This window comes from Variovorax sucrosi (assembly GCF_051216635.1).
Classification (GTDB): Bacteria; Pseudomonadota; Gammaproteobacteria; order Burkholderiales; family Burkholderiaceae_C; genus Variovorax.
Genome location: NZ_JBPJZU010000003.1, coordinates 167,315 through 180,947, shown reverse-complemented (window position 1 = coordinate 180,947; position 13,633 = coordinate 167,315). Strand labels below are relative to the sequence as shown.

Annotated in this window: 17 protein-coding genes; 9 read left to right on the top strand and 8 right to left on the bottom strand. The window is 69.8% G+C overall.

Annotation, left to right across the window (positions count from 1 at the left end):
* Positions 1-40: 40 nt before the first annotated feature.
* Positions 41-313, bottom strand: coding sequence for a hypothetical protein (locus tag ACSFBE_RS06850; RefSeq protein WP_435489635.1), 273 nt, complete (start codon positions 311-313; stop codon positions 41-43).
* Position 314: 1 nt separating this feature from the next.
* Positions 315-500 carry a DUF3606 domain-containing protein gene (locus ACSFBE_RS06845; protein ID WP_435489634.1) on the bottom strand — a complete coding sequence of 62 codons (186 nt, stop codon included), beginning with the start codon at positions 498-500 and terminating at the stop codon, positions 315-317.
* Between the two features lie 469 nt (positions 501-969).
* Between ACSFBE_RS06845 and ACSFBE_RS06840 the strand changes: the two genes are divergently transcribed.
* The gene (locus ACSFBE_RS06840; protein ID WP_435489633.1) at positions 970-1,140 is read left to right on the top strand and encodes a hypothetical protein; all 171 of its coding nucleotides are present in this window, start codon (positions 970-972) and stop codon (positions 1,138-1,140) included.
* A 78-nt stretch (positions 1,141-1,218) separates the two neighbouring features.
* On the opposite strand, the gene ACSFBE_RS06835 is transcribed toward ACSFBE_RS06840, so the two are convergent.
* Positions 1,219-2,079, bottom strand: coding sequence for a class I SAM-dependent methyltransferase (locus tag ACSFBE_RS06835; protein ID WP_435489632.1), 861 nt, complete (start codon positions 2,077-2,079; stop codon positions 1,219-1,221).
* Positions 2,080-2,285: 206 nt separating this feature from the next.
* Here ACSFBE_RS06835 and ACSFBE_RS06830 point away from each other — a divergent pair, with 206 nt between their 5' ends.
* The 3 genes from ACSFBE_RS06830 to ACSFBE_RS06820 all read left to right on the top strand — a co-directional run bounded on the left by ACSFBE_RS06830 (position 2,286) and on the right by ACSFBE_RS06820 (position 5,284).
* Positions 2,286-2,816, top strand: coding sequence for an OsmC family protein (locus ACSFBE_RS06830; RefSeq protein ID WP_435489631.1), 531 nt, complete (start codon positions 2,286-2,288; stop codon positions 2,814-2,816).
* Positions 2,817-2,832: 16 nt separating this feature from the next.
* Positions 2,833-3,801 (top strand): AraC family transcriptional regulator, encoded by a 969-nt coding sequence (locus ACSFBE_RS06825; protein ID WP_435489630.1) that lies wholly within the window; start codon positions 2,833-2,835, stop codon positions 3,799-3,801.
* Between the two features lie 343 nt (positions 3,802-4,144).
* Positions 4,145-5,284 (top strand): DSD1 family PLP-dependent enzyme, encoded by a 1,140-nt coding sequence (locus tag ACSFBE_RS06820; protein ID WP_435489629.1) that lies wholly within the window; start codon positions 4,145-4,147, stop codon positions 5,282-5,284.
* Between the two features lie 30 nt (positions 5,285-5,314).
* On the opposite strand, the gene lhpI is transcribed toward ACSFBE_RS06820, so the two are convergent.
* Positions 5,315-6,268, bottom strand: coding sequence for a bifunctional Delta(1)-pyrroline-2-carboxylate/Delta(1)-piperideine-2-carboxylate reductase (gene lhpI, locus ACSFBE_RS06815; RefSeq protein WP_435489628.1), 954 nt, complete (start codon positions 6,266-6,268; stop codon positions 5,315-5,317).
* Positions 6,269-6,283: 15 nt separating this feature from the next.
* A complete protein-coding gene (locus tag ACSFBE_RS06810) occupies positions 6,284-7,483 on the bottom strand; it encodes a lactonase family protein (RefSeq protein ID WP_435489627.1) in 1,200 nt (399 codons plus the stop codon).
* Positions 7,484-7,623: 140 nt separating this feature from the next.
* On the opposite strand from ACSFBE_RS06810, the gene ACSFBE_RS06805 reads away from it, so the two are divergent.
* The 5 genes from ACSFBE_RS06805 (at position 7,624) to ACSFBE_RS06785 (ending at position 10,620) form a co-directional block, all read left to right on the top strand.
* Positions 7,624-8,343, top strand: a complete 720-nt coding sequence (locus ACSFBE_RS06805) for a Crp/Fnr family transcriptional regulator (protein ID WP_435489626.1) — start codon at positions 7,624-7,626, stop codon at positions 8,341-8,343.
* Positions 8,344-8,456: 113 nt separating this feature from the next.
* Complete coding sequence (locus ACSFBE_RS06800; RefSeq protein WP_435489625.1) at positions 8,457-9,149, top strand: Crp/Fnr family transcriptional regulator; 693 nt, start codon at positions 8,457-8,459, stop codon at positions 9,147-9,149.
* Between the two features lie 131 nt (positions 9,150-9,280).
* Positions 9,281-9,580, top strand: a complete 300-nt coding sequence (locus tag ACSFBE_RS06795) for a hypothetical protein (RefSeq protein WP_435489624.1) — start codon at positions 9,281-9,283, stop codon at positions 9,578-9,580.
* Positions 9,577-9,990, top strand: a complete 414-nt coding sequence (locus tag ACSFBE_RS06790; protein ID WP_435489623.1) for a response regulator — start codon at positions 9,577-9,579, stop codon at positions 9,988-9,990. The genes ACSFBE_RS06795 and ACSFBE_RS06790 overlap by 4 nt, the downstream gene beginning before the upstream one ends.
* A gap of 3 nt (positions 9,991-9,993) precedes the next feature.
* Entirely contained in the window at positions 9,994-10,620 is a 627-nt protein-coding gene (locus tag ACSFBE_RS06785; RefSeq protein WP_435489622.1) for a chemotaxis protein CheB, read from the top strand.
* Positions 10,621-10,630: 10 nt separating this feature from the next.
* On the opposite strand, the gene ACSFBE_RS06780 is transcribed toward ACSFBE_RS06785, so the two are convergent.
* From ACSFBE_RS06780 to ACSFBE_RS06770, 3 genes are read right to left on the bottom strand one after another with little or no spacing between them, the layout of a single operon-like run.
* Positions 10,631-11,377, bottom strand: a complete 747-nt coding sequence (locus tag ACSFBE_RS06780) for a lysophospholipid acyltransferase family protein (protein WP_435489621.1) — start codon at positions 11,375-11,377, stop codon at positions 10,631-10,633.
* A gap of 9 nt (positions 11,378-11,386) precedes the next feature.
* Positions 11,387-12,673, bottom strand: a complete 1,287-nt coding sequence (locus ACSFBE_RS06775; RefSeq protein ID WP_435489620.1) for a dihydroorotase — start codon at positions 12,671-12,673, stop codon at positions 11,387-11,389.
* The gene (locus ACSFBE_RS06770) at positions 12,670-13,632 is read right to left on the bottom strand and encodes an aspartate carbamoyltransferase catalytic subunit (protein ID WP_286649239.1); all 963 of its coding nucleotides are present in this window, start codon (positions 13,630-13,632) and stop codon (positions 12,670-12,672) included. The genes ACSFBE_RS06775 and ACSFBE_RS06770 overlap by 4 nt, the downstream gene beginning before the upstream one ends.
* Position 13,633 lies beyond the last annotated feature (1 nt).

The following is a 13,633-nucleotide window of genomic DNA, read 5'->3' as shown; positions in this document are numbered from 1 at the left end:
CGCGAGACGATGGACTTCGTCGACGACCGACGGCCACGGCTCAGCGCAGCGTTCCGAAGCCGAAAGGGCGCGCCGCACGCTGCGTCGGCGCGGGTTCCGGCGCGTCGGCGACACGCGGTCCGGCATCGAAGTCTTCGGCCAGGCCCTGCAGGGCCCGCAGCCCGGCCGCCATGGCTTTGGCATAGCCCGCCGACGCGCGCGGGGCGCGGTCGACTTCCACCCAATCGGCATGCCGCTCGAGCAGCAGCCAGACGAATTCCCCCGGTGCCGGCTCCTCGACCGTCACCGCGATCGAACGCAGCGTGCCGCTCACCTCAGCGCTCGGCCAGCCCGAGGTAACTGCGCACGTCTTTGGCCATCACCCCCGCGGCCGCGACGGCGGAGCGCAGCTTCTGCTCAGTGACGCCGAGCGCTTTCGTCCAGTAGCGCATCTCGTACGCCTCGTTCACGTTGATGCGGGCCGCGTCGGCTGGTCCACGCTCGCTCTTGTTGTCTGCCATGGGATCTCCTTTCGTAAAGAAAGCAGCATGCCGGGCGCTGGCAGGTGAGTGAAGACGGACATCGGCGACAGCGCTTGCAGGAATTCGTCGGGGGGTGGTCGGCGGCTCGGGCCGCCGCGTTTCGAGGCGCGTGGGCATCGACGCGCACCGTGGGGCGCTGCCCGCTGACACGCAACGACGGCCAGGCGCCGCAACATCGCACCCATGACGTACTTTCTCGCCACCGTTGTCGCCTCGCTTGCTGCGGCGGCCGTCTTCATCCTGTTGATCCCTGCGGACGCGGCGACGGCGGAGTGGGAGTTGCCCGTCAGCGTCGCACCCTGAAGACCCCCCAGACCCGGGCCGCCGGTTACGTCACCGATGTGGCGAGGTGTCTCGTCGGTGCATCACCGCACCCATTTGGGCGCCTTCTCCTATTGCGGCAGCGCTTTGCCTGTGCAAGGGTTCTCGCTGATTTTTCGGAGTGACCATGGGCGAGTACCTTTATCTTTATGCGGCGTTGATCGGACTGGTGTGGCTGATCTGGTTTGCCACCAGCTTCCGCAACCGCGAATCCACCCGCCTCGCTCGCGAAGTGGACGAGCGACTGAAAATGTCGACCGAACTGCTGAGCACGCTGCCAGGCGCCTTGCGCCGCTGAGGCCCTGCCGGCCAAGGGCGCCGCGCACACCGGTCCGCCCGTCCCCTCGCCACGCGCCTCGACGCTACGGTCGCGCCATCAGCGGCGGCTGACCACCACCTCGAGGTATTCGCTGGGCACCACCAGCGAATCGGGACCCGCCCGGTTCAGACGGTTCAGCATCTCGAGCAGTTCACGCTCCAAGGTGGCGGCGCCGTCGGCCGGCAAGGCGGCGAAGGCCTTGTGCACCGGTCCGTACCAGGTGCGGAAAACCTCGAGAAAGTGCTCGGCCGAGCGGTAGCGGAACTGGAACAGCCGGCGCGTCGTCTCGATCTTCGCGGCGCGCTCGCCGAACAGTGCCTGCAGGTGCGCCTCGGTCCCCCACAGCGACGGCGGCTGCACGCCCGCAGGCGGCGGCAGGTGGCGGCCCAGCAGCTTGAAGACCTGCCCGACGAAGCCGTCCGGCGTCCAGTTCGCCAGGCCGATGCGCCCGCCGGGCCGGCAGACGCGGGCCAACTCGGCCGCGGCCTTCGCATGGTCGGGGGTGAACATCACACCGAAGGTCGACACGACCGCGTCGAAGCGGGCGTCGTCGAAGGGCAGCGCCTCGGCATCGGCGGTCTGGAACTGCACCTCGAGGCGCTCGGCCCGCGCCCGTTCGGCCCCGCGCTCGAGCAAGGCCGGCACATAGTCGGTCGATACCACGCGGCAGCCGCGCCGCGCGGCCGCCAGCGTGGCATTGCCGTTGCCGGCGGCCACGTCGAGCACCTGCTCGTCGCAACGCAGGTCGCAGCTTTCGGCGAGCTGCTCGCCGACGATCTGCAACGTGGTGCCGATGACGGCGTAGTCGCCGCTGGCCCAGGCCGCCTTCTGGCGGGTCTTGAGAGCATCGAGATCGGCGGCCGGCAGCGTGCTGACGGCGGCAGCGGGAACGGTGGCAGTGGCAGTGGCGGTGTTCATGGCGAGGTCTCCTGAAAGGGGTGGATGGCGAGAACGCACTGTGTGCGCAATGCCCGCGCGCGTCCTGTCCCTGCGTCGGCGAAGCCTGCCCGATCGTCCGCAAAGCGGCGGCGGGCATCCGCCATGCGGCCTAGGCCGTTTCGCGCGTAGCTGCCCTGCGTCGCGCGTTCCAGAATGGCCGTTTGTCGTCGACCATGGAGATGACCATGCCCGCCCACGAGATCGCCAGCGCCTTGCAGCGCGTGGCTTCGGTGCTGGAACGCCGGCCCGAAGCGGCTGTGCACGACGACACGCCGGCGAGCGTTCGCTGGGACGGCGGCGTCCGCTGCGTGGCGCGCCATCCGAACGGCGCCGAGGTGCCCACCGACATGCCGCGCGAATTCGGGGGCGGGGGCGGCGAGGTCACGCCGGGCTGGCTGTTTCGCGCCGGACTGGCGAGCTGTGCCGCCACCTGCATCGCACTGCTCGCCGCCCGCGAGGGCGTGGCGCTGCGCACGCTCGAAGTTCGGGCTGCCAGCCGCTCCGATACGCGCGGCATGCTGGGCATGGCCGACGACACCGGCGCCACCGTGCCGGCCACGCCGCAGAACCTCGAGCTGCAGGTTCGCGTGGAAGCCGAGGATCTGCCGCCCGAGCGCTTGCGCGCGCTGGTCGAGCGCGCCTGTCGCCAGTCGCCGGTGCCGTGTGCGGTGCAGACCGCCCTGCCGCTCGCGCTGCACGTCGCCGGCGCCGACTGAGCCGTGCGCCACGCCGATGGACGCCCTGTCGGAAACGCTGCGCGTGGTGCGCCTGGTCGGCGCCATCTTCATCAGCGCCCGCTTCACCGCGCCGTGGTGCTACCAGTCGCCGCCGGCCGACCAGGCCGCGCCCTTTCTCGAGCCGGGCGCCGAGCGGGTCGTGATCTTCCACCTCATCACCGAAGGCGAATGCTTCGTCGAGCTGGGTGACGCGCCGCCCACCCGGCTGGTGGCTGGCGACGCGGTGATCTTTCCGCAGGGCGATGCGCACCGCATGGCCTCGGAACCGGGGCTGCCGCCGGCCACTGGCTCGCGGCTCGACGCCGTGCTGGCGCGCCGGCCGCGCCACCTGGCCTACGGCGGCGGCGGCCCCACCACGCGCCTGGTCTGCGGCTACCTGGCGTGCGATGCGCGGCTGGCCCGGCTGCTGCTGGCTGGCCTGCCATCGCTGGTCAAGGTGAACGTGCGCGGCTCCAGCGGCGGGGCCTGGCTCGAAGCCTCGCTGCGCTATGCGCTGATCGAGGCGCGCGCGCCCGACCGGCCGGGCGGGGCCGGCGTTCTGGCCAAGCTGGCGGAGGTCCTGTTCATCGAAGTGCTGCGGCTCTACATGAACGCGCAGGCTGAAGGCGGCACCGGTTGGCTCGCCGGCGTGAACGACCGCATCGTCGGTGGCGCGCTGAAGGCGATGCATGCGCAGCCGGGCCACCCCTGGAGCCTGGAGGAACTGGCGCGCACCGCCGGCAGCTCGCGCTCGGTGCTGGCCGAGCGCTTTCAGCAGCTGGTCGGCGTCTCGCCGATGCTGTACCTCACGCAGTGGCGGATGGTGCTCGCGGCCAACCTGCTGCGCGGCAGCAACGCACCGCTGGCCGCCATCGCCGAAGACGCCGGCTACCAGACCGACACCGCCTTCAGCCGCGCCTTCCGTCGCGAATACGGCGCGCCGCCGGCGGCGTGGCGGCGCAGCCAGCTGCAGGTGGCGCGCTGAAAGGATCGCTCAAGCCGTCGCCCGTTGTGCGGTGCTGTAGCGGGCCGCTGGCTGTAGGCAGCGGCCCACGCCATCGACATGCCTTTTCCCGCAGGCCGCACGACGGCCGCCCGCCTAGGCTGGAGCCTCACTCATTCAAGACGCGGAGGCTGTCATGAAAAGCATCGTTCTCTGGCTGTGCGGCGTACCACTCGTCGCCATCATCGCCTTGAAGATCTTCGGCGTCCTCTGAGCCGAGCCGGTTGGGAATCCCTCCTCGCGGCGCCGCAAGGCGTCGTTCTACAGCGCCCTTCGGGGCGCTTTTTTTTGGGAGCAACCCGGTGGAAGGCTCTAAAGTTCCGCCATGTCTCTCGCCACGCTCCATACCCTCGACACCCCCGCCGCCCTTATCGCGCTGCCGCGCATGCAGCGCAACATCGCGCGCATGCAGCAGCAGGCCGACGCGCTGGGCGTGCGCTTCCGCCCGCATGTGAAGACCACCAAGTGCGCGCCGGTGGCGGCCGCGCAGATCGCGGCCGGCGCGCGGGGCATTACCGTGTCGACGCTGAAGGAGGCCGACCAGTTCTTCGCCGAAGGCGTGACCGACATCCTCTATGCGGTCGGTATGGCGGCGCACCGGCTGGAGCACGCGATGGCGCTGCGACGGCGCGGTTGCGACCTGAAGATCATCACCGACAGCCTCGACGGCGCGCGAGCCATCGCCGACTTCGGCCGGCGCCACGACGAGGCCTTCGAGGTGCTGATCGAGATCGACACCGACGGCCACCGCTCCGGCATCCGGCCCGGCGAAGACGCGCTGCTCGACATCGGCCGCCTGCTGCACGACGGCGGCATGCGCCTGGGCGGCGTGCTGACCCATGCGGGCTCGAGCTACGAACTGAACACGCCCGCCGCCTTGGCCGCGTTGGCCGAACAGGAACGCGCTGGCTGCGTGCAGGCCGCCGAGCGGCTGCGCGCAGCCGGGCTGCCCTGCCCGGTGGTCAGCGTCGGCTCCACGCCCACCGCGCTGGAAGCGACACGCCTGGACGGCGTGACCGAACTGCGGGCCGGCGTGTACGTCTTCTTCGATCTGGTGATGCACAACGTCGGCGTGTGCCACACCGACGACATCGCGCTGAGCGTGCTCACCACCGTGATCGGCCACCAGGCCGAGAAGGGCTGGGCCGTCGTCGACGCCGGCTGGATGGCGATGAGCCGCGACCGCGGCACCGCGCGCATGGGGCAGGACTTCGGCTACGGCCAGGTCTGCACGGTCGACGGCGCGCTGCTGCCGCGCTACCTGCTGTCGGGCGCGAACCAGGAACACGGCATCGTGTCGCACGAAGGCACGCCCGAGCCCGACGTCGCCACACGCTTCCCAATCGGCACGCGCCTGCGCATCCTGCCGAACCACGCGTGTGCCACCGGCGCGCAGTTCCCCGAGTACCACGCACTCGCCGGCGACGGCACGGTGCAGACCTGGAGCCGCTTCCATGGCTGGTGAGAGCGCGCCGCGGCGGCCCCAGCCAACCGCTCAGGCCGTCGCGGCCGTGGCCTGCTCGAACACGAGCACGGCCGCCGCCAGGTCTTCCAGCGCCGTGCCCACCGATTTGAAAACGGTGCGGCCGTCGCCAGCACGCCGGCCCGGCACGCGCCCGCTGCACAAGTCGGCCAGCGTGCCGGCCACGTCGGCAGCCGCGAACACGCCGCGCGACATCGGGCCGAGCAGCTCGCCGCTCTTCTGCAGGGCCTCGGCGGTGTCGACGTACAGGCGTGCGCTGCCACCGAAGCAGGCGTCGTCGGCCTCGCGCATCGCCGGCGTGAAGCTGCCGATCAGGTCGAGGTGGCTGTCGGCGCGCAGCCAGGCGCCCTGCACGACCGGCTCGGTCGCGAGCGTGGCGCAGCTGACGATGTCGGCCTCGCCCGCAGCGGCTTGCAGGTCGGTGGCTGCATGCGCATCGATGCCCTCGCCGCGCCACTGCTGCGCCAGCGCCTCGGCCTGCGCCGCGTTGCGCGCCCACACGCTCACGCGCTCGATCGGCAGCACCGCGCGGTAGGCCGCGGGCAACAGGCTGGCGACACGGCCGGCGCCCACCACCAGCAGGTGCCGCGCATCGACCCGCGCCAGGGACGACGCGACCAGCGCCGACGCCGCCGCGGTGCGGCGCGACGTGATCTCGTTGCCATCGAGCTGCGCCAGCGGCACGCCGGTCTGTGCATCGAACAACAGGTAGGTCGAATGCAGGCCTGGCAGCCCGCGCTGCGCGTTGCCGGGGAAGATGCCGACCGTCTTGATGCCCAGGTACGCGCCAGGCTGCCAGGCCGGCATGATGAGCAGCGTGCCGGCCGTGTTGCCAGCCGGGCCGGCCAGCGTGTGCGTGTGCCGCGACGGCACCTCGCAGCCGGCGACGAACATGGCGCGCAGCGCGGGGATCAGGCGGTCGAAGCCGAGCGCTCGCCGGGTGGAATCGCAGTCGACGAAGCGCATCGTCACGTCGATACGTCAGTGCGTCACACGCCCGCGCATCGACGCCGGGTGCCCGGCCAGGCCGAAGGTCTTGCCGGTGTCGACCAGCGTGTCGCCGTCGACCCTCAGGATGCTGATGTCCTGGTCGATGAAGTTGCCCACGTAGAGGTACTTGCCGTCGGCACTGAACACCGCGCCCTCGGGCAGGCCGCGCACCACGACCTCGTTGCCGCGCGTGACCTTCTTGCCGTCGATCTTCAGCGCCACCACCGAGCCGTTGCGGTTGTAGAAGTACGCGCTTTTCGACGAATTGCTGCCGCGCAGGAGCACGGCCACCGCCAGCTTGCCGGTCGGGCTCACGGCCAGGCCTTCGGGGCCGTCGCCGACCACCACCTTGTCGATCACGCGCGGCGGCGTGGCTTCGAGGTCGATCACGCTGACGGTATCGACCTGGCCGTCCGACGCGCCCGAGTTGCCGTTGTCGGCCGTGAGCGCGAGCTTGCCGTCGGGCGTGACGTCGACGTTGTACGGCCACAGGCCGGCTGCGAGGTCGACCTTGTTGTACGTGACCTTCTCGCCGTCGACGTCGAGCAGCGCGATCTTGTGGCTCGGGAACTTGGCGGCCAGCGCGCGGCGGCCATCGGGCGTGAAACGCACATGGGCCACCGACTCGCCGATGACCACCGTGTCGATCAGCGTCACCTTCTGCCCGGCGATGCGCAGCACGCTCACCGAGTTGTCGGCCCGGTTGGCCACCAGCGCCAGCGTGCCGGCCTTGTTGATCGACAGGCCCGATGGCTGCTTGCCGATGGCCAGCGTGTCGATCAGCCTGGGCGGGCTGGCCTTCAGGTCGACCACGAAGAGCCGGTTGTCGGGCACCTGCTTGCGCACGCCGTTCTCTTCCACCACGTTGAGCGAATTCGCGACCAGCGCCAGCGTCTCGTCGGCGGTGATGGCCAGGTTGGTCGGCGGGCCGGCGATGGTGTTGTCCATGGCCAGCGTGCCGATGAGCTTCGGCGCAAGCGGGTCGGTGCCGATGTCGAGCACCTGCAGGCTGTCGCGGCCGCGCGGCGCGAGCACAACGGCGCCGGCGTCGGTCCACGACTGCTTCTCGTCGTTGGCGACCAGCATCAGCTGGCGCTGGCCGCCGGGTGCGGGCATGCCGCCGCAGCCGGCGAGAAAGGTGCTGGCCGCCACCACGGTGGCCAGGGCGAAGCGAAGGGAAGGCATAGGCATGGGTGTCTCCTGTTGTTGTCGGTGGAGGCGCGCTGTGTTCGCTAGCGCACAGACGGCGCCTCCAAAACCTATACTAATCGTGGCGTCGTCGTGGCATCCATGTGGTGATGGCCCGGCGCCCGAATGGTGGAGTCCGAGAGATGGTTGCAGTCGTTGATGCCGTAGCCAATCGTCTGCTCGCCGCGTTGCCCGAGACAGAACTGCAGCGCTGGCTGCCCCGGCTGGAACCTGTGGACCTGCCGCTCGGCCATGTGCTGTACGAGTCCGGTGCGACGCTCAGCCACGTGTACTTCCCGACCACGGCCATCGTCTCGCTGCTGTACGTGCTGGAGAACGGCGCTTCGGCCGAGATCGCCGTCGTCGGCAAAGAGGGGATCGTCGGCATCTCGCTTTTCATGGGCGGCGAATCGACACCCAACCGCGCGGTGGTGCAGAGCGCCGGCCAGGGGTTCCGGCTCAGTGCCGATGCGCTGAAAACCGAGTTCAACCGGGCCGGCCCCGTGCTGCACCTGCTGCTGCGGTACACCCAGGCGCTGATCACCCAGATGTCGCAGACGGCCGTCTGCAACCGCCACCATTCCCTGGATCAGCAGCTATGCCGCTGGCTCCTGCTCAGCCTGGACCGCCTGGCCGGCGACGAGCTCGTGATGACCCAGGAGCTGATCTCCAACATGCTGGGTGTGCGTCGCGAAGGCGTGACGGAGGCCGCACAGCAGTTGCAGGCCGCAGGACTGATTCGCTACGCCCGCGGACGCATCACGGTGCTCGACCGCCTTCGGCTGGAGCAGCGCTCATGCGAGTGCTATGCGGTGGTGAAGAAGGAGTACGACCGACTGCTTCCCGAGGCGCTGGCGAAATAAGCCGCAGTGCGGCCCCCCGGGGCGCATACTCGCCGCATCCACTCGAAACGGCCCCAGCGTTCTGCTCCTGTTCGCCCCGTCATTCGGAGGCGCGAACAACATGGGAGGCCGACATGGCCAGTGTCCAGAATCACCTGATCGAGTTGCTGCCGCATGCCGATCGACTGAAGTTTCTTTCGGCCTGCGAAGAAGTTCAGCTGGTCCTCGGCGAGGTCCTGTGCGTGCCCGGTGACTCGACGGCTTACGTCTACTTCCCGGTGGACGGCTTCATCTCGCTGGTCGCGACGACCGACGGCAGTGCCTATCTGGAAGTCGGCATGGTCGGCCGCGAAGGCATGGTCGGCGCGCATGTGGCGCTGGGCGTGCTGAGCGCACCGCTGCGCGCCGTGGTGCAGGGGCCGGGGGCGTCATGGCGCATCGGCAGCCAGGCCTTTCAGAGAGAACTGGCATCCAGCGAGGCCTTTCAGCGCGTGCAGGACCGTTACGTCTGCGCGCTGATGGCCCAGCTGACCACCTCGGCGGCGTGCCTGCGCTTCCACGAGATCGGCCCACGGCTGGCTCGCTGGCTGCTCATGAGCCAGGACCGCGCGCACGCCGACAGCTTCCGGATCACCCATGAATTCCTGGCCTACATGCTCGGCGTGCGCCGCGTCGGCATCACCGCGGCCGCGGGCGTGCTGCAGCAGAACGGGTTGATCGAATACTCGCGGGGCGATCTCACGGTGCTCGACCGCGCCGGACTCGAAGCGGCGGCCTGCGGCTGTTACGCCGCCGACCGCAAGGGCTACTCGGACCTGCTCGACTAAGCCGAGACCCATGCACCGACCGGCGCGTTTCGACGAAAGTCTTTCTTCGCTCTGTTCGCCGGCGTACAGAGCGGTGCGCGGGCCTGGGATAGGGTGAGACACCCGCTTCCAGCGGGGCGAAAGCCTGCCCCATGACCACCTCCGATGCAGCAGCCCAGGTCCTCGTGAGCACCTACCTCGACGGCAGGCCGATGGATGAATTCATGTTCGCCGCCGCTGTCTGGATGGTCAGCAAGCGACTGGCGCGCGGGACCGTGCCCGCACTGGATCGCGCGCTGTGCGAGGACATCGACGGTCAGGCCGGTACAGTGCCCGACATTCACGCAGATCCGGGCACAACGCCGCACCGGTTGGCTGTCTTGCACGCCTCGCTCGAAGCGAGAGGCCCAGGCGTCGCGACACAGCCTCTTGATCTGCACACGCCGCGATGAGCATCTATGTCGTCGACGATCACCACATGATGCGCGATGCGATCGCCATGGTGATGCGCAGGCTGCATCCGGATCTGACGGTCGTGGAACTCGGATCTCTGGCCGAGCTGGTGCAGCGAATGGATGAGGCGGCACCGCCGCGCCTGATCCTCCTGGACCTGAACCTGCCCGACACCACGGGCTGCGCCGGGGTGCGCCAGGTGAAGCAGCACTCGCCCGAGGTGCCCCTGGCCGTCTATTCGGCGTCTCCGGCTGCCGACGTGGCGCATGACTGCAGGGCTGCCGGGGCCGACCTCTACATCGAGAAGACGGCCGGCGCCGTTGAGCTCGTCGCTGCGCTGCGCAACCTGCTTTTCGACACCCCGTGGCTCGAACCCGCGAGGGGCGGGCCGCCACCCGCTCTCTCCTGAACCATGGCGGCATTCGCGACACCCCTGAAGCAAGGACTTCGGCCCGAACTGCGCGATGTCATCGTGATCGGCGCAGCGTTCGGCGGCTTGAGCGCGATCTGCAAGCTTGCAGGCGGGCTGCCGCGCAGCTTGGGGGCCTCGATCCTCATCGCGCTCGACATCGCCTCTCAGCCGCCGTCGTCGGTGTTGCAGATCCTCGACAACTACTCGCGGCTGCCGGTAGGCTATGCGACCCATGGCGCCCCTCTCCTTCGAGGCTGCATCGTGCTGGCGCCGCTGCGGTTTCACCTGCTGATCGCGCAGCCTGGACGCATCGCGCTCGAGGCGCGCGGGGCGCTGTCCCAGGCCGGGCCCTCGGTGGACGGGCTGTTCGAGACGGCCGCTGCCGTCTACGGCAAACGTGTGATCGGCGTGATCCTGACCGGTGGCTCCCACGATGGCACACGCGGCGCCATCGCGATCGAAGCGGCGGGCGGGGTCTGTGTGGTCCAGGATCCCGACGAGGCGGTCGACGCCGACATGCCGCTGAACGTGCTGCGCAGGGACCATCCCGACTATTGCATCCGGCTCGAGCAGATGGCGCCGTTGCTGGTGCAGCTGGTCGCCGGCGAGTCGCCGCCCGAGGGGTAGCGCGGGCGTGCTAGCGCAGCATCGCGGCACGCAGGGCCACGACCTCGGCGTGCAGGCTCTGCGCCCAGGCGCGACGTTCGCGGTCGGCCGCGGCCTGCGGGTCGCCGAAGCGCACCACCGCCAGCAGCGGCGGTGCCGTCAGCGTGCGCCACAGCGAACCGACCAGACTGTCGTCGCCCACGTAGAGCGGCGCGGCGCTCGTCTCGCCGGTGGCCGCATCGGCGAAGCGCAGCGCGGCCGGGAGCACCGGCGCGCCGGAGACGATCGCCGCCTGCAGCAGGTTGGCGTGGAAGGGCAGCACGCCGCGGCCGTCGCTGGTGGTGCCTTCGGGGAACACCGCCACGAGGTCGCCGTTGCGCAGCGCCTCGGTCATGTGGTGCACCACCCGCAGCGCATCGCGCCGGCTCTCGCGTTCGATGAAGAGCGTGCCGGCACCGACGGCCAGCGTGCCGACGATCGGCCAATGGTGCACGCCGGCTTTCGAGACGAAGCGCACATGCCGCGCCGCGTGGACGGCCACGATGTCGAGCCAGGAGAGGTGGTTGCACACCACCAGCGCCGGCCCGGCCGCCGGTGGCGTGCCCTGCACCTCCAGGCGGACGCCCATGATCGCGAGCATCCCTTCAGCCCACCGCTGCACCCGCGCATCGCGCTCGGCCTGCGGCATGGCATGGAAGTGGCGGCGGATGGTCCACCAGCCGCCGACCATGTGCACCAGGGCGCGCAGCAGCTTCCAGCAGGCGAGGAGCGAACGCATGGGTGTCCGTCAGTCGGCAGCGAAGGCTTCGTGCACGACACGGCCGCCCACCAGCGTGAAGCGCGCGCGGCCCTGCATCGCATAGCCGATGAAGGGCGTGTGCTTGCCCTGGCTGCGCAGCGCGTCGGCATCGACCTGCCATTCGAGCGACGGGTCGATCACGCACACGTCGGCGGCAGCACCTGCGGTGAGCGCGCCGACACCGGGCGCACCGATCAGCTTCGCCGGTGCCGAGGTCACGACCTGCAGCGCCCGCGCGAGGCCGGCGCCGCTGCGCTCGCCCCACTGCAGCGCGAGCGGCAGCAGCAGTTCGAGGCCGGTGGCGCCCGGTTCGCTCTCGGCGAAGGGCAGCGTCTTGGCGTCGGCGTCGACCGGGGTGTGGTCGGACACCAGCACGTCGATGGTGCCGTCGGCCAGCGCCGCCGACAGCGCATCGCGGTCGCGCTGCTGGCGCAGCGGCGGGTTCAGGCGCGCACGGCTGTCGAAGAAGCCGATGTCGGTGTCGGTGAGGTGCAGCGAGTTGATGCTGACGTCGCAGCTCACCGGCAGGCCCTCGGCCTTGGCGGCGCGCACCAGCGCCACGCCGGCCGCGCTCGACAGGCGGCACAGGTGCACCCGTGCGCCGGTGCTTTTCACCAACTCGAAGATGGTGAAGAGCGCGATGGTCTCGGCCGCGACCGGCACACCGGCCAGGCCCAGGCGCGTGGCGAGCGCACCGCTGGCGGCCACGCCCTTGCCCAGATCACGGTCCTGCGGGCGCAGCCAGATCGTGTAGCCGAAGGTGGCGGCATACGACAGCGCGCGCTGCAGCACCTGCGTGTTGGTCAGCGGCACGTCGGCCTGGCTGAAGCCGACGCAGCCGGCTTCAGCCAGCGCGACCATCTCGGTCAGCACCTCGCCGGCCAGATTGCGCGTGACGGCGCCCAGCGGAAAGAGGCGCGCGCGCTGCAACTTCTCGGCGCGGAATTTGAGCATCTCGACCAGACCGGGCTCGTCGAGCACCGGGTCGGTGTCGGGCGGGCAGACCAGGCTGGTCACGCCGCCGGCCACCGCGGCCGCCATCTCGCTGTCGAGCATGCCTTCGTGCTCGTAGCCTGGCTCGCGCAAGCGCGCCGCCAGGTCGACCAGGCCGGGGGCGACGATGCAGCCCGAGGCGTCGAGCGTGCGCTCGGCCTGGAAGTCGCTCGGCGTGCGGCCGATGGACAGGATCCTGCCGTCGGCGATGGCGACGTCGCATGGCCGGTCGAGGCCCGAGGCCGGGTCGATCACGCGGCCATTCGTGATGAGGAGGTTCATGCTTCGTTCCCGGCCACGATGCTCATGACCGCCATGCGCACCGCGATGCCGAAAGTGACCTGCGGCAGGATCACGCTCTGCTTGCCGTCGACCACCGCCGAGTCGATCTCGACACCACGGTTGATCGGGCCCGGGTGCATCACGATGCAGTCGGGCTTGGCGAGCTGCAGCTTCTCGGGCGTGAGTCCGTAGGTCTTGAAGAATTCCTGGCTCGACGGCAGCAGCGCACCGCTCATGCGCTCGTTCTGCAGGCGCAGCATGATGACGACGTCGCAGTCCTTGATGCCCTCTTCGAGCGTGTGGCACACGCGCACGCCCATGCCGGCCATGTCGCCGGGCACCAGCGTCTTGGGGCCGACGACCCGGACTTCGGCACAGCCGAGGGTCGTGAGCGCGTGGATGTCGGAGCGCGCCACGCGCGAATGCAGCACATCGCCGACGATCGCGACCGTGAGGTTCGCGAAGTCCTTCTTGTAATGCCGGATCGTGAACATGTCGAGCAGCCCCTGCGTCGGGTGCGCATGGCGGCCGTCGCCGGCGTTCACCACGTGCACATGCGGCGCCACGTGCTGCGCGATCAGGTAGGGCGCGCCCGACTCGCTGTGGCGCACGACGAAGATGTCGGCGGCCATGGCGGAGAGGTTGGCGATGGTGTCGAGCAGCGACTCGCCCTTGCTCGCGGACGAACGCGCGATGTCGAGGTTGAGCACGTCGGCCGACAACCGCTTGGCCGCGATCTCGAAGGTGGTGCGGGTGCGCGTGGAGTTCTCGAAGAACAGGTTGAACACGCTCTTGCCGCGCAGCAGCGGCACCTTCTTCACCTCGCGGTCGCTCACGCTGGTGAAATTGGCGGCGGTGTCCAGGATATGCGTGAGGATGCTCTTGGGCAGGCCTTCGATCGACAGCAGGTGGATCAGCTCGCCGTTCTTGTTGAGTTGCGGGTTGCGCTTGTAGAGCATC

What these genes read in the sequence shown, in the direction of transcription:
- ACSFBE_RS06845 (WP_435489634.1), bottom strand. Translation starts at nt 500, where the DNA reads ATGGCAGACAACAAGAGCGAGCGTGGACCAGCCGACGCGGCCCGCATC.
- ACSFBE_RS06840 (WP_435489633.1), top strand. Translation starts at nt 970, where the DNA reads ATGGGCGAGTACCTTTATCTTTATGCGGCGTTGATCGGACTGGTGTGG.
- ACSFBE_RS06835 (WP_435489632.1), bottom strand. Translation starts at nt 2,079, where the DNA reads ATGAACACCGCCACTGCCACTGCCACCGTTCCCGCTGCCGCCGTCAGC.
- ACSFBE_RS06830 (WP_435489631.1), top strand. Translation starts at nt 2,286, where the DNA reads ATGCCCGCCCACGAGATCGCCAGCGCCTTGCAGCGCGTGGCTTCGGTG.
- ACSFBE_RS06825 (WP_435489630.1), top strand. Translation starts at nt 2,833, where the DNA reads ATGGACGCCCTGTCGGAAACGCTGCGCGTGGTGCGCCTGGTCGGCGCC.
- ACSFBE_RS06820 (WP_435489629.1), top strand. Translation starts at nt 4,145, where the DNA reads ATGTCTCTCGCCACGCTCCATACCCTCGACACCCCCGCCGCCCTTATC.
- lhpI (WP_435489628.1), bottom strand. Translation starts at nt 6,268, where the DNA reads ATGCGCTTCGTCGACTGCGATTCCACCCGGCGAGCGCTCGGCTTCGAC.
- ACSFBE_RS06810 (WP_435489627.1), bottom strand. Translation starts at nt 7,483, where the DNA reads ATGCCTATGCCTTCCCTTCGCTTCGCCCTGGCCACCGTGGTGGCGGCC.
- ACSFBE_RS06805 (WP_435489626.1), top strand. Translation starts at nt 7,624, where the DNA reads ATGGTTGCAGTCGTTGATGCCGTAGCCAATCGTCTGCTCGCCGCGTTG.
- ACSFBE_RS06800 (WP_435489625.1), top strand. Translation starts at nt 8,457, where the DNA reads ATGGCCAGTGTCCAGAATCACCTGATCGAGTTGCTGCCGCATGCCGAT.
- ACSFBE_RS06795 (WP_435489624.1), top strand. Translation starts at nt 9,281, where the DNA reads ATGACCACCTCCGATGCAGCAGCCCAGGTCCTCGTGAGCACCTACCTC.
- ACSFBE_RS06790 (WP_435489623.1), top strand. Translation starts at nt 9,577, where the DNA reads ATGAGCATCTATGTCGTCGACGATCACCACATGATGCGCGATGCGATC.
- ACSFBE_RS06785 (WP_435489622.1), top strand. Translation starts at nt 9,994, where the DNA reads ATGGCGGCATTCGCGACACCCCTGAAGCAAGGACTTCGGCCCGAACTG.
- ACSFBE_RS06780 (WP_435489621.1), bottom strand. Translation starts at nt 11,377, where the DNA reads ATGCGTTCGCTCCTCGCCTGCTGGAAGCTGCTGCGCGCCCTGGTGCAC.
- ACSFBE_RS06775 (WP_435489620.1), bottom strand. Translation starts at nt 12,673, where the DNA reads ATGAACCTCCTCATCACGAATGGCCGCGTGATCGACCCGGCCTCGGGC.
- ACSFBE_RS06770 (WP_286649239.1), bottom strand. Translation starts at nt 13,632, where the DNA reads ATGCTCTACAAGCGCAACCCGCAACTCAACAAGAACGGCGAGCTGATC.